Consider the following 23530-nt stretch of genomic DNA (forward strand, 5'->3'; position numbering starts at 1 on the left):
CAGACCCTCCTGTCGTGTCACTTTATTTTAACACAGAATAAAACGATTGAAAGAAGTTGCCGTTTCTTTCAATCGTTTGCTTAGTTGATTAAGAGATACTTGCGCCGTTTGCTGCACCTTTAGGGGCTTCCACCACGAATAGTTTGCCGTCAGTTTCTGCCGATAAAATCATGCCTTGGCTGATTTCCCCGCGCAGTTTCCGCGGTTTCAGATTGGCAACAATCACAACCTTTTTGCCGATCAGCTCGTCAGGGTCCGGATAAAATTCCGCAATCCCCGACAGGATTTGCCGATGGCCCTTGTCGCCGGCATCCAGACGGAACTTCAGCAGCTTATCCGCGCCTTTGACTTTTTGGCAATCAATGACCTCAGCCACCTTCAACTCGACCTTGTCAAATGCCTCAAATTTAATCTCGCCGGCCTTCTCAGACACTAGTTCGGTTTCTTCCGGCTGCCAGATTTCTTCTTTTTCTGTTTTTGACGTGTTCATCTGCTCCCGGATGTAGGCAACTTCTTCTTCCGCATCCAGACGCGGGAAAATCGGTGTGCCTTTAGAGACCACTTTAGTGCCTTTCGGGAACTCGCCGAAGCGGATGTCTTCCATGGAGACAGTTTCCGCATTCAGACCCAGCTGCTCAAAAATTTCCTTAGGCGCGCGGGTCATAACCGGCTGCAGCAAAATAGCCGCAATCCGCAAAGTTTCAGCTAAGTGGACCATCACACTGTTCAACTCGGCCTGCTTCTCGGAATCTTTTGCCAACACCCATGGTTCGTTTTCATCAATATACTTGTTCGCCCGGGAAATCAGCCGCCAGATTTCTTTCAGCGCGGTGTTGAATTCCATGCGTTCCATCGCTTTATGATACTGCGCGATCACGCTGGCAGCCGTCGTTGACAGTTCACTGTCGTATTCTGTCACTTGGGACGCATAGTCAGGAACGAGGCCGTCACAATATTTATTAATCATGGCAACTGTCCGGTTCAGCAAATTGCCTAAATCGTTCGCCAAATCATAGTTCAGCCGCGAAATAAATTCTTCCGGTGTAAACACGCCGTCCTGCCCGAAAGAAATGGCCCTCATCAAGTAATAGCGCAGAGAGTCCAGTCCGTAACGGCGGACCAGCATTTCCGGATAGACGACGTTGCCTTTGGACTTGGACATCTTGCCGTCGCTCATCAGCAGCCAGCCATGGGCAAAGATTTTCTTAGGCAGCGGCAAATCCAGCGCCATCAGCAATATCGGCCAGTAAATCGTATGGAAACGCACGATTTCCTTCGCAATCATATGCACATCCGCCGGCCAGTATTTCTGGAACAGGCTGTCGTCTTCGGAGCCGTAGCCTAAAGCCGTGATATAGTTGGATAACGCATCAATCCAGACATAAACGACATGTTTCGGGTCATCTTTGACCGGGATACCCCACGAAAATGACGTTCTGGACACTGCCAAATCTTCCAGCCCGGGTTTGATGAAATTGTTGATCATTTCATTTTTGCGGGATTCCGGTTCAATGAATTCCGGATGCTCCTCGTAATACGCCAGCAGACGGTCGGCATATTTGCTCATGCGGAAAAAATAGCTCTGTTCCTTGACCAGCTCCACCTCATGTCCGCTGGGCGCTTTGCCGCCGATGACATTACCCTCATCATCTTTGTAAACTTCAGCCAGCTGGTTTTCAGTGAAATATTCTTCATCGGAAACAGAATACCAGCCTTCATACTCTCCTAAATAAATATCCCCCTGCTCCACTAGACGCTGGAATATTTTTTGGACGCCTTCTTTATGCGCTGCATCAGTGGTCCGGATAAATTTTGTGTAATCAATATCCAGTAATTTCCACAGTTTTTTGACTTCTTCCGCCATGCCATCCACATATTCCTGCGGCGGGATATCAAGCTCTTGTGCTTTTTTTTCAATCTTCTGACCGTGTTCATCCAGCCCGGTCAAATAAAACACATCATAACCCATCAGTTTTTTGTAACGAGCCATGACATCACAGGCAATTGTTGTATATGAGTTTCCAATATGCAGTTTACCACTTGGATAATAAATGGGAGTCGTGATATAAAACGTCTGTTTTTCCTCCACCTGCAATAACCTCCTTCTTCATCAAACAAAGAACTGCCCGCCGATTGACGGACATAATTTCTCAATATTATATCATAATCTCTTACTTTTTTCTTTATATTTTTATGAGAAAGCCCTTTTTAAACATATTTGTCCTTATTTTTTGCCAATCATGCTACAATTAATCCTACATAAAGGAGGAATTCATTTTGATGAAACCAATCATTGGCATTCCTGCCAATCAGATTATTTCCCACGCTGATATTTTTCAGGGAAACCATGTGTCCTATACACCAAAAGGCTTTGTTCAAGCATTGCAAAAAGTCGGCGGACTGCCGCTTGTAATGCCTATCAACCAAAACACCGAGGACGTTTCCGAGTATGTCTCTCATATCGATAAACTGCTGTTGACCGGCGGGCAGGATGTCACGCCTGCGCTGTACGGCGAAGAACCTCATCCCAAGCTGGGACAGACAGACATTCTCAGAGATAACTGGGAACTGGCGCTGATTGAAGAGGCGCTGAAACAGCACAAGCCCATTTTTGCCGTCTGCCGCGGCATGCAGCTGCTGAATGTTTATTTCGGCGGAACTTTGCATCAGGACCTATCGCTGTATGACGACTGGACGGTCAAGCACGTGCAGACACCAACGTCACCAAGCTATGCCACTCACAGTGTACAGCTGACCGGTGACAGCCCGCTCAGCAAGATTCTGAACACCCGTGAACTGTCGGTCAACTCCTATCACCACCAAATCATCAAACGTACCGCCCCTGCCCTGCAAGTGGCAGCTAAGAGCCGCGACAACGTGGCCGAAGCCGTCACCGCCAAAGACGAGGCCTTGCGTATATTGGGTGTGCAGTGGCACCCGGAGCTGGACTTTGACGTGAATGAGCAGAGTTTGGCGCTGTTCGATTATTTTGTTCATACGTTGTAAAAAGCAGATGCCGGCGTCCCCGGCATCTTTTTTTAAGAAAATTCACAGACACCGCGATAAATGATGACTTTTCCCCCGAATTTAGCTTATACTAATGGTGTTCGTTTTATTTATAAGGAGGAAACAATACATGCATCAACAAATCATCAACAATACCGGCAAACGTGTAGCAGACATCCTCTTAGTTATATTAGGATGTTTTTTAGTGGCATTGGGGTTTAATGCCTTTTTGTTGCCCAATAAAATTGTCTCCGGCGGATTAAACGGCCTGACAATCATCCTCAACTCGTCGTTCGGCTGGCATCCCAGTGTCGTGCTTTACTCGGTCAACGGCATTTTGCTGGTCATGGCATTCATCCTTCTCGGCAAAGATGTTTTTTTCAAAAGTATTCTGGGCAGCCTGCTGCTCCCCTTGTTCATCCAGCTGTTGTCAGGCATCGGCGCCTGGACACAGGAACAGCTTCTCGCAGCCGTTTACGGCGGCATCATGACCGGTCTCGGACTGGGAATCGTCTTTATCGGCAACGGCTCGACCGGCGGAACAGCACTGGCAGTGTTATTCATTCAAAAAATCACGCAATTGAAATCCGGCGTGCTGCTGGGCATACTGGACGGTATCATTTTATTGTCGGCTCTGCTGGTTTTCGACATTGAACAGGTCTTGTTCGCGCTCATCGCTTTATTCCTGACCAGCCGAATGGTGGATTTGGTTCAAATCGGCGGCAGCCGCTCCAAAAACGTGTTTATCATCTCAAGCAAGTATGACCTTATCCGTCAGTCTTTGATTCATGACTACGACAGCGGCGTCACCTACATTCCCGTTGAAGGCGGACTGTCTCTGGACGAGAAAAAAATGATCATGACGCTGATACGGGCACGTGAATTCACCAAAATCAAGCAGGCCGTCCTCGACATTGACCCGGAAGCCTTCGTCATAGTGACCGATGCATCCGAAGTGATGGGCAAAGGCCACACCATCCTGCGTGAAAAAATGCCCTTGACCAATTCCGATTTAATGCCGTAAAAAAAGTTGTCCCGCTGGTTCGGGACAACTTTTTTTTATTATTTGACAGACATCGCCAATTGATACAGCGGCACTAATTGTACATAAGTTTCCAGCATATACTGCCGCGCCTCAGCCGGCGTCAGTTTGACCAATTCTTCCCGTGTCAGCACCCGCCCTATCTGGAACTCGCCTTTTTTCACGTCGCGCCAGCGCTTCAGCCCTTTTGCCAAGCCTTCCTCTGTTAATGGTTCGTAAGTGTTTCTGGTGTGGTCCAGATTTATCACAAAGTCAGACGGCAGCTGCTGAAACACCGCACTGTCAGCTAAAAAAGCATCAGCCATTTTTTGTTCATTCAGCGGATTGTCGATAAATGACAGCCACATGACACAATACCCGGCAGTGATACCCAACTGAAAATGCGGGTACTTTTTATAGCCCCGGTTGTCACCGCCCATCGCACTCCATGTGAAATCCGGCGCGTGTGCGGTACGCCGTCTGTGCTGGGCAATATGTATCGGCAATACGTGTCCGACCAGCGGGCGCAGCTCTGAGACAAAATACTCATCCAGCTGCTGAAACACCGGCTGTATCTCCGCCCGTATCGCAGCCATCCGCGCATCCAGCCCTTCAATATCAAACACAGCAAAACTTTCTTCCGTAAACATCATCCGTTCATTTCCTCCCGCAGCATGTTGTGATCTACTCGTCGTTTATGATACCCTTCTTGCGTTATACTGTAAAGGCACATGTCCAGCGGCTGTCCATCGTGCAACAGGTAATTTTTCAATATGCCTTCCCGCGTCATGCCGATTTTCTCCATAACACGCCCGGAATTGGGATTTCTGACATCATGCAATGCGGCTACGCGAATCATCCCCAGCTTATCAAACGACAGAGCCACAAGCGCAGAGGCGGCCTCTGCCGCAATCCCCTGCCCCCAATACGCTTTGTTGAGGGCATAGCCTAGTTCGGCAGTCGGCTGTTCGGCATGTTTGAGTTCCGTCGTCCCAATCATTTTGCCTGTTTCTTTTAAAACGACAGCATATTTCCCCAACGGCTTGCTCATAAAATAATCGGCAATCACCGCACGCGTTATAGCAAGTGATACATGTCTTGGAAACACGTAACGCGTCGTTTCTTCATCCGAGGCATACTCGTACATATCCGCTGCATCTGCTAATACCACCGGGCGCAATATCAGCCGGTCGGTTTCCAGAAATTGATTCTCTGCTAAAATCAGCAGCCGGTTTACTTTCATGATCCTACGGCACCTCCCTTATAGTTATAACGGTATTATACCGTATAAGGTGGGCTATAAAAAAGTCTGCGCCATTATTTCTGACACAGACTGCAAGCCTTTATTTTTTGGATTTGTTTTTGTACTGATCAACCGCTTCCCTGGATTTCTGGATCGCATCCAAGTGAGTATCGTAGTCACTGATGACATACGCATAAAACAGCGTGTCCACTGTCATGAACTGAGTCATCAGCGAGCTGGTAGCCGCACTTCTGATTTCAGCCTCTTTGGACCTGACTGTCTGCAGCACCAAGTCGACTTTTTTGCTAAGAGTATTAGGGGAAAACTGTGTGATGCCCATGGTCTTCAAGCCGTTTTCTTGAGCAACACTTACAAGCGACAGCACTTCCGCCGTTTCACCTGAATTGGAAATGCCGATAAACACGGTCTCCGGCGGTGCAGAAGACAAACCGGCGATCAGCTGATGCACGTCGCTGACACATATACTGATTTTGCCAATGCGATTCCATTTTTGGGCGATATTTTCTGCAACCAGACAGGACGAGCCGATGCCAAATGTGTAAATCAGAGGAGCTGCCTTAATAAGCGATACAGCGCGGTCAATTGTGTCATCCGAGATGAGATGCAACGTCTCCTTCATTGATAAATAAGCATTGCTCAGCAACTTGCTTTTAATTTCCGACACGCTTTCATCAGGCGAAATATCCGAATAAGCCGGTGTTTCCGGCAGCGTTCTTTCCGCTGACAATTGCAGTTTCAATTCCGTAAAACTGGGAATCCCTACCGACCTGCAAAAACGGATGACCGATGCCGGACTGGTTTCCGACGATTTGGCTAATTCACTAGCCGTCATTTGAATCACTGCTTCCGGATTTTCCAATAAAAAGCGGGCGATTTTTCTTTCTGATTTCGGCAAATCGTCATAAATACTTTCAATCAGATGGCTGACATGTCTGCTGGTGTACATTCAAACAATCCCCTTTTCTAATAATAAGTTACCTTGCCGAGTATGACTTGTCTGTTTGCACCTGTGGCACTCGGCACATTACTTGGCAAATGATGATACGTGTGATTTCCTAAAACGACCATCGCCACAGCCTCTTTAGCTTCCGACGAATGGCCCAGGTCTTCCTGAGTCAGCACAACCGCATCAGGCAAAAGCTCTTGCAGCATACGCCGCATCGTCTTGTTGTAACTGCCGCCGCCGCCGATAATCACTTCTGTTCTGCCTTGAATGTACGGCATCAGCGATACAGCAATCGATTTAGCTGTAAACATCGTCGCTGTGGCAATCCAGTCCAACGGCGACAGTTGATACTTTGCAAGAAGCTGCATGACGAACTGTTTGCCGAAATCTTCACGACCAGTAGTTTTCGGCGGCTTTTTCTGGAAATAAGGGTGCCGCATCAGTCCTGACAAAACATCGTGGTCAACAGTCCCTTGGGAAGCCAGCTGCCCGTCTTGATCAAATTCCGTCTGAAAAAAATGACGACATAGTTCATCGATGATCATGTTGCCTGGTCCTGTGTCAAATGCCGTTATATCATCAAAATCAGCTTGCCGCGGAATCACTGTCGCATTAGAAATACCGCCGATATTCTGCAGTATCCGGTTGACTCTGTCATCATTATACAAAATATACTCCGAAAAAGGAACTATTGGTGCGCCCTGACCACCGACAGCCATATCGCGGCACCGAAAATCTGAAATCACAGTTGTCTTCGCCAGTTCTGCAATCAAACTGGACTCGCCGATTTGCAGAGTGGAAGCGACTAAGCCGTTGCCGCCAACCGGTAAATGATAGAGTGTTTGACCATGGGAAGCCACAAAAACCAAGTCTTGACTATCCAGCTGATTATCTCGGCAAAGGTCGGTGACAGCTTTGCCGAACAATTGCGCCAATTCAAAGTTCAAACTGCAAATCTCGGATACACTGGATGTTTCCTCCGATAGACAGCGAACAATCTTTTCCTTAATGTCCTGACTGAACGGATAGCTTTGAAACGCTGTTAATTCATAATCTGTCAATGAGTTGATTTTAACAAGGGCAGCGTCTATCCCATCCAGTGAAGTGCCCGACATCAGTCCTATTGCATAAGTCATACATGTCCCTGCCTTTCATCAAAAATCCGTCTTTAACCATGCACTTCTTTCAAAGCAAACTTCTGCCACGGCTCCAAATAATCCAGCAAAATTTTGTCGGATGCGGTAATCGTTCCGACCACATTGGATTTACCTGAATTTTCCATCGGGCGCTTGGCAATCTGCAATTCTCCCGCATAATGCGCATATAGCGATGTGTCGATAATCACATCGCCTGTTTCCATATCGGCAGTGTGAAACGGCACAAATTCATGGCCTTTGTATTTAACTCGGCTTTGCGTGGAACGGACCAAGTAATCAGAGACATCGCCCCGGTTGAAATGAAACTCATCAAACATAATGCGCCGTTCTGTTTCCGGTGTCTCCGGATGCACCACCACATCAAACGTCAACTTGTAAGGGTCTAATTCGCCTAATGCACGCAGTTCCTCTTCCGAAGCAAACGCATTGGCAATAATGACATCGTCAATCAAGTCTGTTGCCCATAAATGCTTGGCTTGTGTCGTTATCGGCCAGTTGCGGTGAATTTCCAATGTGCACAGCCCTTCCTCCACCGGCCACGGCCCGATTGTGGCTGTCGGCGAATTAACAAAGGCGGCTGTACGTATGCCGTGTTCTTTATAAACAGTTGTCGTATTGACAAAATGAGTGTAGCTCAAACCGCTGTATCGGTGAGGATAAAAGTTGTGACAGCCGAGCAGCTTGCTTCGGTTGGCTTTGTAACTTAAAATATTTTCCAAATAACGCGTACCATTGCTGATATTCAGCTCGATGGCGAGATGTTGAGGATTAAACGTCATGATTGACTCTTCATTTCCAGTATAACCCATATCAAGTCTGATACCGTTCGTTCCGATTTCCTCAAAAAAAGTCAAGTCTTTGTAACTGATGCCGATTTCATCAAATATACGCGGGCTCACATCCGCAATGACTTCCATCCCTAATGATCTGGCATGCAAAATACTTTCCTTAAATTCTTTTAACAGTGTTTCTTTGTCGTCACCAACGGAAAGCAGACAGGTGAACACACGGGTAAAACCGTATTTTGCCGCTAAACTCAAATATTGTTTGATTTCCTCCAACGAACTATGATTCGGATAAATTGATACACCTAATTTTCTCATGGTTACATCCTTTCATGGTAAATATAATATGCTGCCTTGGCGCATGACGTTTCCTTGTTCAGCACCGTCACATCGAAGTGCTCTTCTGTCAAGCACCCAACCAAACTCTCTCTGACAATCAGATTTTTTTCAAGAACGCTGCCGTTCAACCCCAAACGTAGTCCCATTTGCCCGGCGTATACTCTATTTTGCAAGTTGATGACTGGTCGCGCCAGCTTCTTGCCGGCAGCCTGCAATATCTCAGCAGCCTGCGGATCGGTGTCAGCGGATGCTGCAATCACCTTGGATAATGCCGCCAGCCGGCTTTTATCCAGTTGATAGCTTTTTTTCAACAAGTCAAATACATCAACCGCCTGAAAGTAAGCCAAAATTTGCTGAGTGAGCAATCCCGCTTTCTTGCCCTCATCGTATTCTTTCAAACACGATTTGATACCAGCAGCCGCGATGTCATAAGCACTGCCCTCGTCGCCAAACAAGTGCCCCCAGCCCCCCGCACGCTGCCAGTTTCCTTCAGCATCTTTGGCAACAGCAATGGAGCCGGTACCTGATATCAGCAAGATTCCCGCTTCACCCTGCAAAACAGAATAATAAGCCAGTTGGGCATCGCTCAATAAGATTTTTTCAGGAGGAAAACCGGCCAACTCTGCTGACAGTTTAGCCCGTAGTCCGCTGCTGTCAATGCCAGCCACGCCCAGTGTTATCAGCTGGCACGCTGACGGGTCGAGCCGGTCGAAAATCTTGCCAAGGGCCTCTTTAATATGTCGTACAGCAGCATCATAACCGATAATCACATTACCGGGACCTGTCTTTTCCATAACGAGCAGGTGCCCGGAAAGAGTGTAGGCAGCGGCTTCAGTTGACGTCCCGCCGCAATCAACTCCAACCACATACGTCACATCATTCAGCTCCTAACGAATCTGTCATGGCTTTTCGCACGAACCCGGCATTTTTAGCCAAAAGTATGTTGGCGTCTTCTTTTGATGTCCCTGTTAACAAACGCACGATAGCCAATTTTACTTGACGGTCCGAATCCTCAAAATAAAATGCAGCATCATCTGCAGTGGCACCGGTTGCTGCCATGATGATATTTTTCGCACGCTCAACTAATTTTTTATTGGTCGGTTTCACATCGACCATCAAGTTTTGGAAAACTTTCCCCAACTGCACCATTGTGATGGTTGAAACCATGTTTAACACCAGCTTCTGTGCCGTACCGGCTTTTAAGCGGGTCGAACCGGTCAACACTTCCGGGCCGCATGACACTTCAACAGGAAAATCGGCAAACGTGCTCATTTCAGCTTGCTTGTTGCACGATACAGCCCCTGTAGCAGCTCCAACCGAAGCAGCGTACTTCAAACCGCCGATTACATACGGTGTCCGGCCGCTGGCACTCAAGCCCAGCACGAAATCTGCCGCTGTTAACCCTCTCGCTTTTAAATCTTCTTCAGCTAAAGTCAAAGAATCTTCCGCTCCCTCGACAGCCAGTGTCATGGCTTCTTCTCCGCCGGCAATCAAACCTTGGACAAGTTCCGGGTCAGTGCTGAATGTCGGAACACATTCAGCTGCATCCAGCACGCCTAAGCGGCCGCTCGTACCCGCACCGATATAGAAAAGGCGTCCCCCTTTTTTTAGTCTGTTTGCCACATGTGTGATTAATTGAACGATTGCATCAGTCTCTTTGCTAACAGCATCGATCACGTTCGCATCTTCACTGTTCATTAAACTGACGGCGTCTTCAATTGACAGCATGTCCAGATTCATCGTCCGCTGATTACGCTTTTCCGTTGTCAGTGACTCTAACATATTTTCCACTCCTTATCATGTTCTATGAAAAAAACCACGTCATACTAAACGGTAATTCAATCCATGTTGATTAGCATTATCATATCACTTGCGTAATTTTATTTCAATCTTTTTATAAAAAATAAGTAACATTTAAATCAAAAAGGAAATTTAATTTCTTTTTTTACAAAAATGTGTTGAAATATATTTCTTTGAGTGTATACTTGAGTTATGGAAACATCATGCCAAAAGATTATTGTGTTATCCAGTTCTACTTTCAACAACAGGAGGTGAAATTGATTGGGGTTTAAAAATGAAGGAGAAACCGTTATCCCGAAGTTTTCTATTAAGAGTGCTTTTCTGCTATTTTTATCCGGCTTAGTCGGCGGAGTTGCATTGCCTTACTTATTCTACATCCTAAATCTTAAGTTTACACTAGCCATTCTTTTCTTCTTACCATTGTGTTTTTCATTAAGCTTGGGATACAGTATGTTTTTTATCGAAACTAAATCCGGATTTTGCAAACGCTTTTGGATTACCACTATCTGTTCTTTTGTCGTATTAACAGCACTTGCATACATTTGGTTGTTTAAAGGAATTATTTTTTAAAAAAGGAGTGTCATCATGTTAGAAAAATTCACTAACTTCATTGAACAAAAAATGGCTGGTCCAATGAACAAATTGGCAAACCAGCGTCACTTAAGAGCCATACGTGACGGAATTATCGCCACACTGCCGTTAATTATTATCGGGTCGTTTTTCCTGATTGTCGCATTCCCGCCGCTGCCGGCAAGCTGGGGAATCTCCCAGTTTCTTACCGAAAATGCCGCAACGATTTTATTGCCTTACCGGATGACGATGTATATCATGTCGCTGTATGCAACATTCGGCATCGGCGCCAGTTTGGCAAAATCTTATGGACTGGATGTTATTTCAGGTGGTATCCTGGCAACAATTGCATTCCTTCTGACATTTATACCTGTTAACATCCCGCCAGAAGCAGCTGAAGCAGCAGGCACAGCCGGATTTGTTCTGCCAATGGCAAACTTGGGCGGAGGCGGCATGTTTGTCGGAATCATTGTATCGATTTTAGCTATTGAAATCTACCGTCTGACGGACAAATCAAAATTTAAAATTACCATGCCTGAACAAGTACCGCCAGCTGTTGCACGGTCATTTGAATCACTAACACCAACACTGATTGTTATTCTTGGTATTTCTACTATTACTTATTTCCTTGGTTTCGACTGGCATTCTGCTATTGCAAAAGTCGTGGGACCATTGGTACACGCTGCCGATACACTGCCGAGTGTCCTGCTGTTGATTTTCCTGATTACATTCTTCTGGTCATTCGGAATCCACGGCGTTTCAATTATCGGCTCAATTGCCCGCCCATTATGGCTGCAGCTGCTTGAAGGCAACACATCGGCTCTTGCCGCCGGCGAGGCATTGCCAAGTATTGGTGCAGAACCATTTTATCAGTGGTTCATCTGGATTGGCGGTTCCGGTTGTACAATCGGTTTGGCTATTCTATTGGCCTTTACAGCTAAATCAAAATACGGCTCAAAATTAGGGAAAGCCGTCTTGACACCATCGATTTTCAATATCAATGAGCCGGTTATTTTCGGTGTACCGATTGTATTGAACCCGATATTGATGGTACCATTCGTACTGACACCGATGATTTGTGCGACAATTGCTTGGTTTGTGACAAAAGCCGGTTTAGTTAATGCTGTGACTGTTACAGCACCATGGACATTGCCTGGACCGATTGGCGCCTTTCTGGCAACCGGCGGTGACTGGCGTGCCGCAGTGCTGAATGTCGTGCTGATTATCGTGTCGATTGTCTGCTACTACCCATTCGTAAAAATGTACGACAACAATGAACTTGCCAAAGAACGGGGCGAAGTGCAAGCATAGCAACTAGATTTATCTAAAAAAGACTGCGCAACTCGTGCGACAGTCTTTTTTTTATTCATTTATCCGCAGCAGCATGGCATTGACAGCCACTATCACGGTACTTAAAGACATCAAGACCGCTCCCACTGCCGGGCTCAATATGAGGCCGGCCTTTGCCAACACGCCGGCAGCCAGCGGGATGGCGATGATATTGTAGCCTGCTCCCCACCATAAATTCTGAATCATTTTGCGTGAAGTATTTTTCGCAAGCGACAATAAATGGATGATATCAGCCGGGTCACTTTTCACCAATACCACATCGGCCGAGTCCACTGCGACATCAGTGCCGGCACCGATCGCCACACCCACATCCGCTCTGGCCAGACTCGGCGCATCATTGACACCGTCACCGACCATCATGACAATGTGGCCATCTGCCTGATAATTTTTGATTATTGTTTCTTTGTCCTCAGGCAGCAGTCTGCTGTGGACTTGCGAAATGCCCAGCTTTTCTGCAACAAGATGTGCAACCTGATCGTTATCGCCAGTCAACATAACAGGTTGGATGCCTTGATTTTTCAGGACAGCAATCATGTCTTTTGCTTCATATTTGATTTGATCGCCTTGAGCAACCAGCCCGAGCACTTGATCATCCCGGGTTAAAAAGCTGACCGTATTGCCCCGGCGCGATAATTCGGTGAACAAGGCTTTGTCATAGGGCAGCTGATGCTCATCCAAATAACCGGCACTCGTCACGCGGACTGTTGCGCCGTCCACCATTCCCACGAGTCCTACTCCTGCAATGTTTTGCACATCTGCAGCCTGCGGGATGGCCAGCTCCAGTTTTTCCGCCGCTTGAACGATCCCCTTGGCAAGCGGATGATTTGAATTTTTTTCCAGGGCCGCCAGCCACGCCAGAACGCCGTGGTCTGTCCACTCGCTTGCCAAAGACGTCACCTCATTGACCGAGAAGTTCCCTTCTGTCAATGTACCGGTTTTGTCCATCATCACCACATCGACTGTTTTGGCAACTTCAAGCACTTGCCGCTTTTTAATCAGCAGACCATTCTTGGCGCCCAGCGATGTTGAACGGGCGACAACCAGCGGAATCGCTAACCCCAACGCATGGGGACACGCAATGACCAGTACTGTAACCAGCCGCTCCAGTGCAACAGACACGTCTCCGCTGACTGCCAGCCAGACCGCAAATGCCAGCAAACCGACAAACAAGGCCACATAAAACAGCCATTTTGCAACTCTGTCCGACAAACTTTCGATACGGGATTTTTCAGACTGCGCCTGTTTGACCAAAGCCATCACTTGGGACAGATACCCCGACTCGCCCGTCCCCGTCACTTTGATGGTAATAGTGCCGGACCCGTTGACCGACCCGCCGAAAACACTGTCGTTCACAGATTTAAACACGTCTTTCGCCTCGCCAGTTATCATGGCTTCGTTCACATTTGTCTGACCGGAAACGATGACACCGTCGGCCGGTATTTTTCCGCCGGCTTTGACCAGCAGTTTTGTACCGATTTGCACGTCCGTGAGCGGCACTTCTTTCGTCCGTCCTTCTTCATCTATCACCGTGGCTTCACCCGGCAAAAGCTGCGCCATCTTTTTTAGCGCATCGCCCGCATTACTGACTGCATTCATTTCAATCCAGTGGCCAAGCAGCATAATCAAAATCAAAGTGGCGAGCTCCCAGAAAAAGTCCATCACGTGCGCGCTGGCATGGAAGAAATGATTGTTGACAAACGCATACAAGCTGTACACGTAGGACACAGAAATCCCCAAAGAAATCAGCGTCATCATCGCCGGACTTTTCTGCTGCAGTTCCATCTTAGCACCTTGCAAAAACGGCATGCCGCCGTAGAAAAACAAAACGGTTGCCAATATCAGCACAAGATAATCGGAGCCTTCAAACGTGAATTGAAAAGGAAGCGATAATCCCATCATCGGCGATAAGATGATAATAGGTATCCCCAACAAGCAAGAAATAATAAATTTCTGCTTTAAATTTCCCATATGTCCCATATGCATCGAATGTTCGTGCGGCTGATGCCCGTCGTCATGCATCTGCATGTGCTGTGTGTGAGCACCATGTTCATGGCCATGATGATGTTCAGTCATAATTATCACTCTCCAATACCAAATTTATTTGTTGTACCTCTATTTTACGGCAACAAATTTGAAATTGGTAATATTATGGACGGCCTGCCAGCCTGCTGGTCTGTTGCTAAAAAAAACGGGAAAACAGTTTCCCGTTTTCCCGTATCAGTCTATCGTTAGTCAAATGCCTTTGCTACGTCTTTAATCATCAGCTCAGTCGATTCCAGTCCGCCGCCGGAAAGGTACCAGACATCCGGTGTCAGTGTGATGACCTGATTGTTTTTACCTGCATTAGTCTGTTTGACTAATTCATTTTCAGCCACATTGTTTTTGCTGTCATCGCCGCCGATGGCTTTCGTCCGGTCAACGACAAACAAAATATCCGGATTCTTTTCCAGTACATATTCATACGAAACTTCTTGTCCGTGCGTCGACACTTCAATCTGGTCGTCCGCTTCTTTCACGCCAAAAGTATCGTGAATCAGACCGAAACGCGACCCGTGACCATAAGCCGACAACGACCCTTCATTGACCAGCGTGATGAGTGCTTTAGCATCACTTGCATCAGCTTTTTTCTTCAAATCGGAAATTTGCGTCTCCAGCTCGTCAAGTTTTGCCTGTGCTTCTTTCTCCGCATCAAAAATACGTGCCAGTGTTTGGACATTTGTTTTAGTGGAACCCCACATATCATCCGTCATAGCGGATAAATACAGCGTCGGCGCAATTTTTTCCAAATCCGCTTTGGCATCGCTTTGACGTCCGGAAATAATAATCAGCTCAGGCTGCAGCGCATTGATTTTTTCTAAATCCGGTTCCTTTATGCCGCCGGCAGATTCAAGATTGCCGTAGCTTTCCAAATAGGCCGGCAGAGATTCTGTCGGTACCGCCGTGACAGCCTTGTCTTTGCCCAGTGCCTTTAATGTATCCAAAACCCCCATATCAAATACCACGACATTTTTCGGATTGACAGGTACAGTGACATCATGGCCTTCACTGTCTTTTACTGCCAACTCCTGTTTTTCCTTGCCGGCAGCCTCTGAACTGCTTGTGCTGGTTGCCGTCTCTTTACCGTTAGTTGAACATCCTGCCAGAAACAGGCTGCCCATTGCTAGAATCGTTAAAAATCCAATCATCTTTTTTTTCATGTATCTGTCCCCTATTCATTAAAATATAAACAAAAACGTTTACCGTCCAATTCGCAAATACGAAGATTCATTTCATACAATTCATCTAGAACTTCTTTGGTTATGATATCCTCAGTCGGCCCCTGGGCAAAAATCTGCCCGTCTTTCATCGCAACAATTTCATCCGCATAACTCGCAGCAAAATTTATGTCATGGAGAACAATCACAATCGTCTTGTCAAACTCCGACACCAGCCTGACCATCGTCTTCATCAACTGGACCGCATGATTCATGTCCAGATTATTCAACGGTTCGTCCAAAAAAATATACTCTGTGTCCTGTGCCAATACCATAGCAATATATGCCCGCTGCAGCTGACCGCCCGACAGCGTATTGATGTATTCATTTTGCAGAGACGACAATCCCAGATAGCTCAAGACCTTGTCGATTTGGTGCTGGTCTGCTGACGTCAAACGGCCCTTGCTGTGAGGAAAGCGGCCAAAAGCGACCAGCTCCCTCACAGTCAATTTCAGCTGAACCGTATTCGCTTGTTTCAAAATCGACAACCGCTTGGAAAGGTCGTTCGTGTGCCAGGCTTTGACTTCTGTGCCGTCAAGATAAATCCCGCCGCTGTCTTTGGGTATCAAACGGCTCATCATTGACAGCAGAGTACTTTTGCCTGCGCCGTTAGGTCCAATGAAAGCTGTCAACTTCCCCTTTTTTAATCGGAGGTCAACATGTGTCACCACTTGTTTCTCACCGTATTTTTTTGATACTTCTTTGACATCCATCAGCATCAGCCTCTCCTTTCTCGCAGCAGTTTGCCGATAAAATACACACCGCCGACAAATTCAATCACTATACTTAATGTTGTATTCAGGTGAAACACCTGCTCCACCAGAAATTGCCCGAAAATCAACAGAAACACACTGATCAGACCGCCTGCCAAAAAAAGCTGCCGGTGCCGGAATGTGCCCATATATTGATAGGTCAGATTGGCAACGATAAAACCGAGAAACGTTACCGGCCCGACCAGAGCCGTTGAAACTGCCACACCGAGGCTGATCAGGAAAAACAGCAGTACCCTGAGCCGGCGGACATTGATGCCGAGATTGACAGCCTGGTCATAGCCGAGATGCAGCACATCCAGCTTCGCAGCCAGCCGCCACAAACCGACGGCCACCATGCCCAACAGCAGAAACGAAACAAACAGCAGCGACACATTGACATTTCCAAAACTTGCGAACAGCCTGCCTTGCAGTTTATCGTATTCGTTAGGGTCCATGACAACTTGCAAAAAGGTGCTGGCACTGTTGAACAAGGTGCCCAACACCATGCCGATCATCAACAGCAAATACAAATCCTGCCTCTCACCGCGCATCAGCAGCATGAACAACAGCATACTCAGCGCAACCATCACAACCACATTGCTGAAAAACAATAGCGGACTGGCTGATGTGATTGCTTCCGGTGCTGTCCCCAACGAGAAAAACAGCAGTGTCTGAATCAACACATACAGCGAATCAAACCCGAGGATGCTGGGTGTCAGGAAATGATTGTGACTCACCGTCTGGAACGTAATCGTTGAAAAGCTGGTGGCGGCACCGACCAGCATAAATGCAAGAATTTTACGACCTCTCAGTTCCAGCGCAAACTCCCAGTTCCCGTAAGTCTGAAATGTCAGGAATAACAGTATGACCGCCGCATTCATGAGCAGCAGCAATACGATTTTGCCGGCAGGAGATAAGTGCTTGGCTCTCATGTCCGTGCCCCCCTTGCCAGAAGATAAACAAAGAGGATGCTGCCCAATACGCCGACAATCAGACTGACCGGAATTTCGTACGGTTTAATCAGCACCCGGGACAAAATGTCACACGCCAGCAAAAAAATACTGCCTGACAATGCCGTCAGCCACAACGTTTGTTTGATTTGGTCACCGTAAAACAACGCCACGATGTTCGGCACGACAATCCCCAAAAACGGCAAGTTGCCGATGGTGACTAAAATGACACTGCTGGCCAGAGCAACAATCCCCAAACCAATCAGCTGCGTGCGCCGGTAATTAAGCCCCACAGTGGTCGCCAAGTCCTCCCCAAGACCCGCGATAGTAAACCGGTAGGCATACACGTACGTCACGATAAACAGAGGAACCGTCACATAAATCAACTCATAGTCGCCGCGCACAACTGTGGAAAAATTTCCCTGCAGCCAAGATGAGATATTTTGAATCAACTGAAACTGGTACGCAAAAAATGTCACAACCGACCCGATAACATTGCCGAACATGACACCAATCAGCGGCACTGTGACCTGATTCTTTTGCGGCAGAAAGCGAATCAGCTGAATAAAAAGCATGGTCCCGATGAACGCAAAAATAAATGCTACCAATGACCGCATAAAAATCGAGCTGTTCGGCATAAACAGCATCACCACAACCATTCCCAGACGCGCACTGTCAGACGTTCCCGCAGTCGTTGGGGAGACAAATTTATTTTGCGTCAAATGCTGCATAATCAGCCCGCACACACTCGTGGTTGCGCCGGCGATAATCAGGCTGATGGTACGCGGCACACGAACGCCCCACAACACGGTCTGCTGCAGCTCCGTCAAACGGCCGATATCTTGGATTGGAATACTGTGAACACCGACAAATAAGGAAAAAACGGCCAAAAAAAGAAAGGTAAATGACATATATGTTTGTTTCAATCGAACACATCCTTCTCATTGATAACGATTATCATTATCACGTTAAGTTTAACCAATAAATCACAAAAAAGCAATCTTTTTTTTATTTCCCCGAAAAAGCAAATGCTGACCAGCAGTTTGTGATATAATTAAGTAACATATCTGCAAGCGGGAGGAGCATTTATGGAAAAAAACTCTGTTCAGCAACATCTGGACAAAGGCATGTACGGTACACCAAAACTCAAACCTGAAGAACAGCAAAAGTATCTCGGCACATTTCGCGAGCGGGTCATCCTGGCGCTGACGATTCCTGAGACACAGGAACAACGACACAAAGCATACCTGAAAAAAACGATGCAGACCCATTCCGGTCACATCTTGCTGATTAATGCCAATATTCAACAAACGGCACAGGACAGCTTGATTGCCATCGCCACGGAAGCCGGCACGATGTTCCGTGTGCTGGACACAGACGCCTCTAACCAAGAAACGATGGGCGCCGTTTATGCAGCGGATACTGCCGTGGATGTCAAAAACATTACTGTTCCTGAACAAGCTGCTTCGCCGTCTGTTTCTCCTCCGCCAGCAGACACCCAGGAAACACCAAAAAAGAAATCATTTTGGAGCAGGATATTTTTTTAGAAGGAGTGGTTGATATGGCAACAAGCTCGGAAATAAAAAAAGAGCTGGCACAAGCTCTAAGAGAACATATCGTTTTTTTAAAAGTAGTTGAACGGGCAGACGACGCTTGCCAGGACGGCTTGCTGTTTGTCATTAAAAGTTTCAGTTTCATGCTGGAAAGAGTACCCGATGCCCTGATTTCCGACAATGAAGAAGATTTGTATTTTGCGGCTTTCCAATATTACAATCTGCTGGCTGAACTCAAACAGAACTTGAAAATGAGTTACAGCGACTGTGATTTCAAAGGTGAGAATCTGCTGGAGTTGTTGAAAGTTTTCCCTTCCAGCTACGAAGAGGACTTGAATCTCTGGTGGGAACAAAAAACCGGATTGAAAGTCAACCGGACAAAACAGACAATCGATATGGGTTAAACCAAAAAAAGATCTCACTCGGGGTGAGATCTTTTTCCTTTTCTTTAATACAGTTCAGGATACAACGTCTTCAACACATCTGTCGTCAACCGCCGGCTTTCGCCTGCAAACGGGTAGATGTGCATGTGCATCGCCGGGTTGAAGTTAGCCTCGATGATGCCGTAGGTGTTGCTTCCAGTATCGCTCGGAACACCAGCGTCAGGGATAATCAGGTCAATGCCGCAGATTTTAGCACCCAAAGCCGTGACTGCCTGCTCAGCGATCGTTTTATAGCTGGCGTGGATGCCTTCTGTAATATTAATCGAATCTCCGCCGGTGCTGACGTTTGAATTTTCCCGCAAATAAACAATCTCATCCCAAGCCGGCACACTGTCCACTGTGTAGCCCTGCTCTTTCAGCATCAGCTGTTCGATATCCCCCAGTTGTATCTGCTCAAGCGGCGAACGGTGATGGGTGCCGCGCAGCGGGTCGGTATTCTTCTCTGCCACAAGCTCTGCGATGGTGCGTTCGCCGTCGCCTTTGACATTGGCCGGGATGCGTTTCATGATAGCTTTCGTCTCACCATCCAACACGAAGAAACGATACTCTGTCCCCGGCATAAATTCTTCAACCAGCACACTGTCGTCTTCCGAAAAAGCAATTCCTAACGCTTCGATGTAATCTTCCTTCGTAGCGCCGTCTTTGAAAATCGTGATGCCGATACCGTAATTCGTGGACTTCGGCTTGACAACGATAGCGTCCTCACGAAAATAGTCATACGCAGCGACAGCCTCATCCAAAGACGAAAACTCGCTGCCCTTCGGCACACGGAAGCCGGCTTTGGCCAAGATTTTTTTCGTGACCGTTTTATTCTCCATGATTAATGGCACGATATAGGAATCCAAGCTCGTCATATTGGCATTTTTGACATACTCAATTCTATTCCCGTGTTTTAGTTTCAAGAACTGGTCGGTTTCGTCCAACACTTCCAGCCGGACACCTTTTTGCAGCACATCAAACATGAAAATCTGCGTAGACAGCTCCATGTGACGGTAGCCGGCCAGTTGATACGGCTTGGCGTGTGCTTTGTCGTGATACTTTTTGCCGAGACATATCGCCAATTCCTGATTGGACAGACCGTTCCGACCTTTTAGCACCATTTGCCCCGCCAGTGTTTTTTCCGGCTGCTCCAGTGCTTCTTTGGCAGATAAAATCAGCGCCACATCAGACTGCGGCAGGCCGATGGCTTCTGCCATCTCCAACATGCCGTCCAGAAGCATCATGCCCTCATCATACCACTTCGTTTTCGTCAGCGGATGCTCCAGTGCGACACGATTGTTGATTTCCGTCCCCTGTGCCAGCAGTTCGTCGGCAGGCACGTCGCTTTCCGGCTGCCAGAGCATTGCCATAATAAAAAGATGGATGAACTGCAACGTGTCTTTGTCCGTCCCGTAGGGTACAAACGGGTGCAAATCAATATTACGCAATTCCACATAGTTCACACCATTTGTCTCCACATCTTCAAAATGCGAGCCGCCTCTGAGACGAATCGGCGAATAAAATTCTTTGGCCTCAATCAACTTGCCTGATTCGACCAGATTTTCGATATCCTGAATGTAGTCGCGGATAGAAGCGTAGGACACGACGACATCATCACGGTTCGTGTAGCCGTATTCGCTGTTGCGGATACTTCGCACCGGCTCTTCCGGTCTGGCGTGAGTCGCATCGAAATACCCGGCTTCCGCGTATGGCGCAGCGCCGAACAAATAGGTTATCAGCCAGCGGTAGCGCAAATACTTCCGCGAGACTTGCAGGTAAATGTTTGTCTTCATCTCTTTGATGGTGGAAAACTCGGTTTGAATCTCAAACAAGTTAGCCAGAAATTCCGGGGAAAATTCAAAATTATAATGAATACCGCTGACCATCTGTTTCCGTTTGCCGTATACTTTTGCCAAATAGCGCCGGTAATTCACGTCCCCTTGGTCGGACAATCTGGCAATGATGATGTCTTTCTCCTGTTCAGGAAGTACTGGCGGCATACTGAGCGGCCAGAACATCTCCTTCTCAGGCATCGAGCGCAGCACGACTTCATGGAGAGCAGACAGAAATTTCATGGTATCGTCAATCGTTTCAAAAACCGGTGTAATCATTTCGACTTGCGTTTCACTGAAGTCTGTTTGAATGTACGGGTGATAATCGCGGCTGCCGAGCGCTGCGGGATGCGGTGTTTCTGCAAGACAACCGTCCAAAGTGACCCGCTGACTTTCCTTTTCAATCCCGATACGCATGCCTTGAAACAACTTCCGCACTTTTTCATTGACTAGGAGTTCTTGTAATTGTTTCATTCTATTTCCTCAACTTCTGTATGATTTGTTCGCTTTTTTCATTATAGCATTTACACTTGATTTAGAATAGTCATCCGTTTTGGCAAATACCGCCGCGCCCTCAAAAAAAACACGGTAATGCACATTGTGCATATACCGTGTTTGCCTCTATTCTTCCTCTGAAACCAAATCTTTAAACAAACCGTAAATGAATTGGTTTGAATCAAAGTCTTCCAAATCTTCGATGCCTTCGCCAAGCCCCACCAGTTTGACCGGCAAATGAAGTTCATTGCGAATCGCCAGAACGATACCGCCTTTTGCTGTCCCGTCCAGTTTGGAAAGAACCAACCCGGTCACGTTCGTGGTTTCTTTGAACTGCTTCGCCTGCACCATCGCATTTTGCCCCGTTGTAGCGTCAACGACAAGCAGGACTTCATGCGGCGCGCCGGGGTATTCCTTTTCAATGACCCGCTTCATCTTTTCAAGCTCTTTCATCAAGTTCACTTTATTTTGCAGGCGTCCCGCTGTATCCACAAGCAGCACATCGTAGCCTTCATTCTTCGTTTTTGCGACCGCATCAAAGACCACAGTCGCCGGGTCGCTGCCGGCGTTATGGCGCACGACTTCCACACCGGCCCGCTCACCCCAGACAACCAGCTGGTCGATAGCCCCGGCCCGGAACGTATCCGCTGCGGCCAGCAATACTTTTTTCCCCTGCATCCGGTAGCGGTGGGCAAGCTTGCCGATACTCGTCGTTTTACCGACCCCGTTGACACCTACAAACAGGATAATCGTCGGACCGTCCGTCTGCAGATTGACGGCGTTGTTTTCGCCCTCGCCTTCTTCTTCGTAGATTGCCACCAGCTTTTCGATGATGGCATTTTGCACGTCAGACTTCTTCTTGGCATTGCGCAGCTTGACTTCTTTCTGCAATTCTTCAGAAATGCGAATCGATGTTTCAAAGCCCACATCTGCGCCGATCAGTGTTTCTTCCAGTTCTTCAAAAAATTCATCGTCCACCGTACGGAATGCCGCAAACAATTCGTTCATCCGCTGACCGAATGTTTTACGGGATTTTTCCAGTCCTTTGTCATATTTTTTTGCCGTTTCGACAAATGCCTGCTCCGCTTCGGCCGCCGTATCTTCCTCATCAGCGACAGCTTCCGTCAGCTCATCGACCGGCTCCGTTTCATTTTTCGTCTCACCTGAGAACACTTTTTTAAATTTATCGAACAATCCCATTGGAAAATCACCACACTTTCTTTAATTAAGCACAAACCGCTCGATGGCTTTGGCTACCCCGTCGCGCTCGTTCGTGTCCGTGACGAACTTCGCCGCCTCTTTGACAATCTGGGTACCGTTGGCCATTGCCACGCCGAAGCCGGCATATTCAATCATTGACAAATCATTTTCTTCATCGCCGATTGCCATGACTTCACTTTGATGAATCCCCAGATGCTCAGCCAGCCGGGCAATGCCGTTGGCCTTTGTAACATTCTTCGGCATGATTTCCAGCAAGCAGTCGCGGGATTTCATGATGGCGTAAGACGTCTGCATGGACGCAGGTATCAGCGGGATTTTCGTGTCCAGATAGGCGGCTTCAATGGCGACCACCATTTTGTTGAACTCCGTCTCCGGCGGAAAATCAGTCAGGCGGCGCGTTTCAAATCGCAGCAGACTGTTCAGCTCCTGATAGATGGACCGGTACATGCCCTGAGTGGTTTCGATGTGATACACTGTGTCATCACGGATGACATCCAGAGGCAGTACCAACTCCTGCATGACCTCTGCCACTTCATGAACAGCCGGCAGCCCCAGCGATATGGCGGACAGCTGCTCGCCGTTATCATTTTTCTGGATCAACCCGCCGTTAAACGTGATGCTGTAATCACCCGGCGCCATCAGTTCCAAACGTTCCAAATAATGAAGAATCGCCTTTAAAGGCCGGCCCGTGCAAATCACGACTTTAGTCCCTTGCTGTTTGGCAACCTGCAGCACATCTTTGTTCCGCTTGCTGATTGTTTTGTCATCTGTCAATAGCGTCCCGTCCAAATCAATGGCTACTAATTTTATCAT

The 23530-nt window shown here is 47.4% G+C and carries 22 protein-coding genes; 6 read left to right on the top strand and 16 right to left on the bottom strand.

Going from position 1 to position 23530, the window contains the following annotated elements:
• Nucleotides 1–88: 88 nt before the first annotated feature.
• Entirely contained in the window at nucleotides 89–2089 is a 2001-nt protein-coding gene (gene metG, locus CBF27_RS07355; RefSeq protein WP_126813677.1) for a methionine--tRNA ligase, read from the bottom strand.
• Nucleotides 2090–2280: 191 nt separating this feature from the next.
• Between metG and CBF27_RS07360 the strand changes: the two genes are divergently transcribed.
• A complete protein-coding gene (locus tag CBF27_RS07360; RefSeq protein ID WP_126813678.1) occupies nucleotides 2281–3006 on the top strand; it encodes a gamma-glutamyl-gamma-aminobutyrate hydrolase family protein in 726 nt (241 codons plus the stop codon).
• A gap of 130 nt (nucleotides 3007–3136) precedes the next feature.
• Nucleotides 3137–4030, top strand: a complete 894-nt coding sequence (locus CBF27_RS07365; RefSeq protein ID WP_170175040.1) for a YitT family protein — start codon at nucleotides 3137–3139, stop codon at nucleotides 4028–4030.
• A 38-nt stretch (nucleotides 4031–4068) separates the two neighbouring features.
• Here the strand turns inward: CBF27_RS07365 and CBF27_RS07370 are convergent, their stop codons facing one another.
• The 7 genes from CBF27_RS07370 to murQ all read right to left on the bottom strand — a co-directional run bounded on the left by CBF27_RS07370 (nucleotide 4069) and on the right by murQ (nucleotide 10300).
• A complete protein-coding gene (locus tag CBF27_RS07370) occupies nucleotides 4069–4677 on the bottom strand; it encodes a DUF1054 family protein (RefSeq protein WP_126813749.1) in 609 nt (202 codons plus the stop codon).
• Complete coding sequence (locus tag CBF27_RS07375; RefSeq protein WP_126813680.1) at nucleotides 4677–5270, bottom strand: GNAT family N-acetyltransferase; 594 nt, start codon at nucleotides 5268–5270, stop codon at nucleotides 4677–4679. The genes CBF27_RS07370 and CBF27_RS07375 overlap by 1 nt, the downstream gene beginning before the upstream one ends.
• Before the next feature lie 100 nt (nucleotides 5271–5370).
• On the bottom strand, nucleotides 5371–6237 hold the full coding sequence (locus tag CBF27_RS07380) for a MurR/RpiR family transcriptional regulator (protein ID WP_126813681.1): 867 nt from the start codon (nucleotides 6235–6237) through the stop codon (nucleotides 5371–5373).
• A 17-nt stretch (nucleotides 6238–6254) separates the two neighbouring features.
• The gene (gene anmK / locus CBF27_RS07385; RefSeq protein ID WP_126813682.1) at nucleotides 6255–7373 is read right to left on the bottom strand and encodes an anhydro-N-acetylmuramic acid kinase AnmK; all 1119 of its coding nucleotides are present in this window, start codon (nucleotides 7371–7373) and stop codon (nucleotides 6255–6257) included.
• Between the two features lie 32 nt (nucleotides 7374–7405).
• Nucleotides 7406–8497 carry a DUF871 domain-containing protein gene (locus CBF27_RS07390; RefSeq protein WP_126813683.1) on the bottom strand — a complete coding sequence of 364 codons (1092 nt, stop codon included), beginning with the start codon at nucleotides 8495–8497 and terminating at the stop codon, nucleotides 7406–7408.
• 2 nt (nucleotides 8498–8499) lie between these two features.
• Complete coding sequence (locus CBF27_RS07395) at nucleotides 8500–9393, bottom strand: N-acetylglucosamine kinase (protein ID WP_170175041.1); 894 nt, start codon at nucleotides 9391–9393, stop codon at nucleotides 8500–8502.
• Nucleotide 9394: 1 nt separating this feature from the next.
• Nucleotides 9395–10300 (bottom strand): N-acetylmuramic acid 6-phosphate etherase, encoded by a 906-nt coding sequence (gene murQ / locus CBF27_RS07400; protein ID WP_126813685.1) that lies wholly within the window; start codon nucleotides 10298–10300, stop codon nucleotides 9395–9397.
• A 279-nt stretch (nucleotides 10301–10579) separates the two neighbouring features.
• On the opposite strand from murQ, the gene CBF27_RS07405 reads away from it, so the two are divergent.
• Entirely contained in the window at nucleotides 10580–10888 is a 309-nt protein-coding gene (locus tag CBF27_RS07405) for a hypothetical protein (protein WP_126813686.1), read from the top strand.
• A 15-nt stretch (nucleotides 10889–10903) separates the two neighbouring features.
• The gene (locus tag CBF27_RS07410; RefSeq protein WP_126813687.1) at nucleotides 10904–12199 is read left to right on the top strand and encodes a PTS sugar transporter subunit IIC; all 1296 of its coding nucleotides are present in this window, start codon (nucleotides 10904–10906) and stop codon (nucleotides 12197–12199) included.
• A 51-nt stretch (nucleotides 12200–12250) separates the two neighbouring features.
• Here the strand turns inward: CBF27_RS07410 and CBF27_RS07415 are convergent, their stop codons facing one another.
• The 5 genes from CBF27_RS07415 to CBF27_RS07435 all read right to left on the bottom strand — a co-directional run bounded on the left by CBF27_RS07415 (nucleotide 12251) and on the right by CBF27_RS07435 (nucleotide 18105).
• On the bottom strand, nucleotides 12251–14311 hold the full coding sequence (locus CBF27_RS07415) for a heavy metal translocating P-type ATPase (RefSeq protein ID WP_126813688.1): 2061 nt from the start codon (nucleotides 14309–14311) through the stop codon (nucleotides 12251–12253).
• 155 nt (nucleotides 14312–14466) lie between these two features.
• The gene (locus CBF27_RS07420) at nucleotides 14467–15435 is read right to left on the bottom strand and encodes a siderophore ABC transporter substrate-binding protein (protein WP_126813689.1); all 969 of its coding nucleotides are present in this window, start codon (nucleotides 15433–15435) and stop codon (nucleotides 14467–14469) included.
• A gap of 11 nt (nucleotides 15436–15446) precedes the next feature.
• The gene (locus tag CBF27_RS07425; protein WP_126813750.1) at nucleotides 15447–16208 is read right to left on the bottom strand and encodes an iron ABC transporter ATP-binding protein; all 762 of its coding nucleotides are present in this window, start codon (nucleotides 16206–16208) and stop codon (nucleotides 15447–15449) included.
• 2 nt (nucleotides 16209–16210) lie between these two features.
• On the bottom strand, nucleotides 16211–17176 hold the full coding sequence (fitB, locus tag CBF27_RS07430) for an iron chelate uptake ABC transporter family permease subunit FitB (protein ID WP_126813690.1): 966 nt from the start codon (nucleotides 17174–17176) through the stop codon (nucleotides 16211–16213).
• Nucleotides 17173–18105, bottom strand: a complete 933-nt coding sequence (locus CBF27_RS07435) for an ABC transporter permease (RefSeq protein ID WP_126813751.1) — start codon at nucleotides 18103–18105, stop codon at nucleotides 17173–17175. The genes fitB and CBF27_RS07435 overlap by 4 nt, the downstream gene beginning before the upstream one ends.
• A 177-nt stretch (nucleotides 18106–18282) precedes the next feature.
• Between CBF27_RS07435 and CBF27_RS07440 the strand changes: the two genes are divergently transcribed.
• Entirely contained in the window at nucleotides 18283–18741 is a 459-nt protein-coding gene (locus CBF27_RS07440) for a YueI family protein (protein ID WP_126813691.1), read from the top strand.
• A 14-nt stretch (nucleotides 18742–18755) separates the two neighbouring features.
• Nucleotides 18756–19151, top strand: a complete 396-nt coding sequence (locus CBF27_RS07445; protein ID WP_126813692.1) for a hypothetical protein — start codon at nucleotides 18756–18758, stop codon at nucleotides 19149–19151.
• 44 nt (nucleotides 19152–19195) lie between these two features.
• Here the strand turns inward: CBF27_RS07445 and gshAB are convergent, their stop codons facing one another.
• From gshAB to CBF27_RS07460, 3 genes are all read right to left on the bottom strand, one after another.
• The gene (gshAB, locus tag CBF27_RS07450) at nucleotides 19196–21475 is read right to left on the bottom strand and encodes a bifunctional glutamate--cysteine ligase GshA/glutathione synthetase GshB (RefSeq protein ID WP_126813693.1); all 2280 of its coding nucleotides are present in this window, start codon (nucleotides 21473–21475) and stop codon (nucleotides 19196–19198) included.
• Nucleotides 21476–21622: 147 nt separating this feature from the next.
• Nucleotides 21623–22696 carry a signal recognition particle-docking protein FtsY gene (gene ftsY, locus CBF27_RS07455; protein WP_126813694.1) on the bottom strand — a complete coding sequence of 358 codons (1074 nt, stop codon included), beginning with the start codon at nucleotides 22694–22696 and terminating at the stop codon, nucleotides 21623–21625.
• Nucleotides 22697–22717: 21 nt separating this feature from the next.
• Complete coding sequence (locus tag CBF27_RS07460) at nucleotides 22718–23530, bottom strand: Cof-type HAD-IIB family hydrolase (RefSeq protein ID WP_126813695.1); 813 nt, start codon at nucleotides 23528–23530, stop codon at nucleotides 22718–22720.

This window comes from Vagococcus acidifermentans (genome assembly GCF_003987655.1).
Lineage (GTDB): Bacteria > Bacillota > Bacilli > Lactobacillales > Vagococcaceae > Vagococcus_B > Vagococcus_B acidifermentans.

What these genes read in the sequence shown, in the direction of transcription:
- CBF27_RS07415 (WP_126813688.1), bottom strand. Translation starts at nt 14,311, where the DNA reads ATGACTGAACATCATCATGGCCATGAACATGGTGCTCACACACAGCAC.
- anmK (WP_126813682.1), bottom strand. Translation starts at nt 7,373, where the DNA reads ATGACTTATGCAATAGGACTGATGTCGGGCACTTCACTGGATGGGATA.
- fitB (WP_126813690.1), bottom strand. Translation starts at nt 17,176, where the DNA reads ATGAGAGCCAAGCACTTATCTCCTGCCGGCAAAATCGTATTGCTGCTG.
- CBF27_RS07435 (WP_126813751.1), bottom strand. Translation starts at nt 18,105, where the DNA reads ATGTCATTTACCTTTCTTTTTTTGGCCGTTTTTTCCTTATTTGTCGGT.
- CBF27_RS07420 (WP_126813689.1), bottom strand. Translation starts at nt 15,435, where the DNA reads ATGAAAAAAAAGATGATTGGATTTTTAACGATTCTAGCAATGGGCAGC.
- CBF27_RS07440 (WP_126813691.1), top strand. Translation starts at nt 18,283, where the DNA reads ATGGAAAAAAACTCTGTTCAGCAACATCTGGACAAAGGCATGTACGGT.
- CBF27_RS07370 (WP_126813749.1), bottom strand. Translation starts at nt 4,677, where the DNA reads ATGTTTACGGAAGAAAGTTTTGCTGTGTTTGATATTGAAGGGCTGGAT.
- gshAB (WP_126813693.1), bottom strand. Translation starts at nt 21,475, where the DNA reads ATGAAACAATTACAAGAACTCCTAGTCAATGAAAAAGTGCGGAAGTTG.
- CBF27_RS07380 (WP_126813681.1), bottom strand. Translation starts at nt 6,237, where the DNA reads ATGTACACCAGCAGACATGTCAGCCATCTGATTGAAAGTATTTATGAC.
- CBF27_RS07410 (WP_126813687.1), top strand. Translation starts at nt 10,904, where the DNA reads ATGTTAGAAAAATTCACTAACTTCATTGAACAAAAAATGGCTGGTCCA.
- CBF27_RS07390 (WP_126813683.1), bottom strand. Translation starts at nt 8,497, where the DNA reads ATGAGAAAATTAGGTGTATCAATTTATCCGAATCATAGTTCGTTGGAG.
- CBF27_RS07375 (WP_126813680.1), bottom strand. Translation starts at nt 5,270, where the DNA reads ATGAAAGTAAACCGGCTGCTGATTTTAGCAGAGAATCAATTTCTGGAA.
- CBF27_RS07445 (WP_126813692.1), top strand. Translation starts at nt 18,756, where the DNA reads ATGGCAACAAGCTCGGAAATAAAAAAAGAGCTGGCACAAGCTCTAAGA.
- murQ (WP_126813685.1), bottom strand. Translation starts at nt 10,300, where the DNA reads ATGTTAGAGTCACTGACAACGGAAAAGCGTAATCAGCGGACGATGAAT.
- CBF27_RS07460 (WP_126813695.1), bottom strand. Translation starts at nt 23,530, where the DNA reads ATGATAAAATTAGTAGCCATTGATTTGGACGGGACGCTATTGACAGAT.
- CBF27_RS07360 (WP_126813678.1), top strand. Translation starts at nt 2,281, where the DNA reads ATGAAACCAATCATTGGCATTCCTGCCAATCAGATTATTTCCCACGCT.
- ftsY (WP_126813694.1), bottom strand. Translation starts at nt 22,696, where the DNA reads ATGGGATTGTTCGATAAATTTAAAAAAGTGTTCTCAGGTGAGACGAAA.
- CBF27_RS07365 (WP_170175040.1), top strand. Translation starts at nt 3,137, where the DNA reads ATGCATCAACAAATCATCAACAATACCGGCAAACGTGTAGCAGACATC.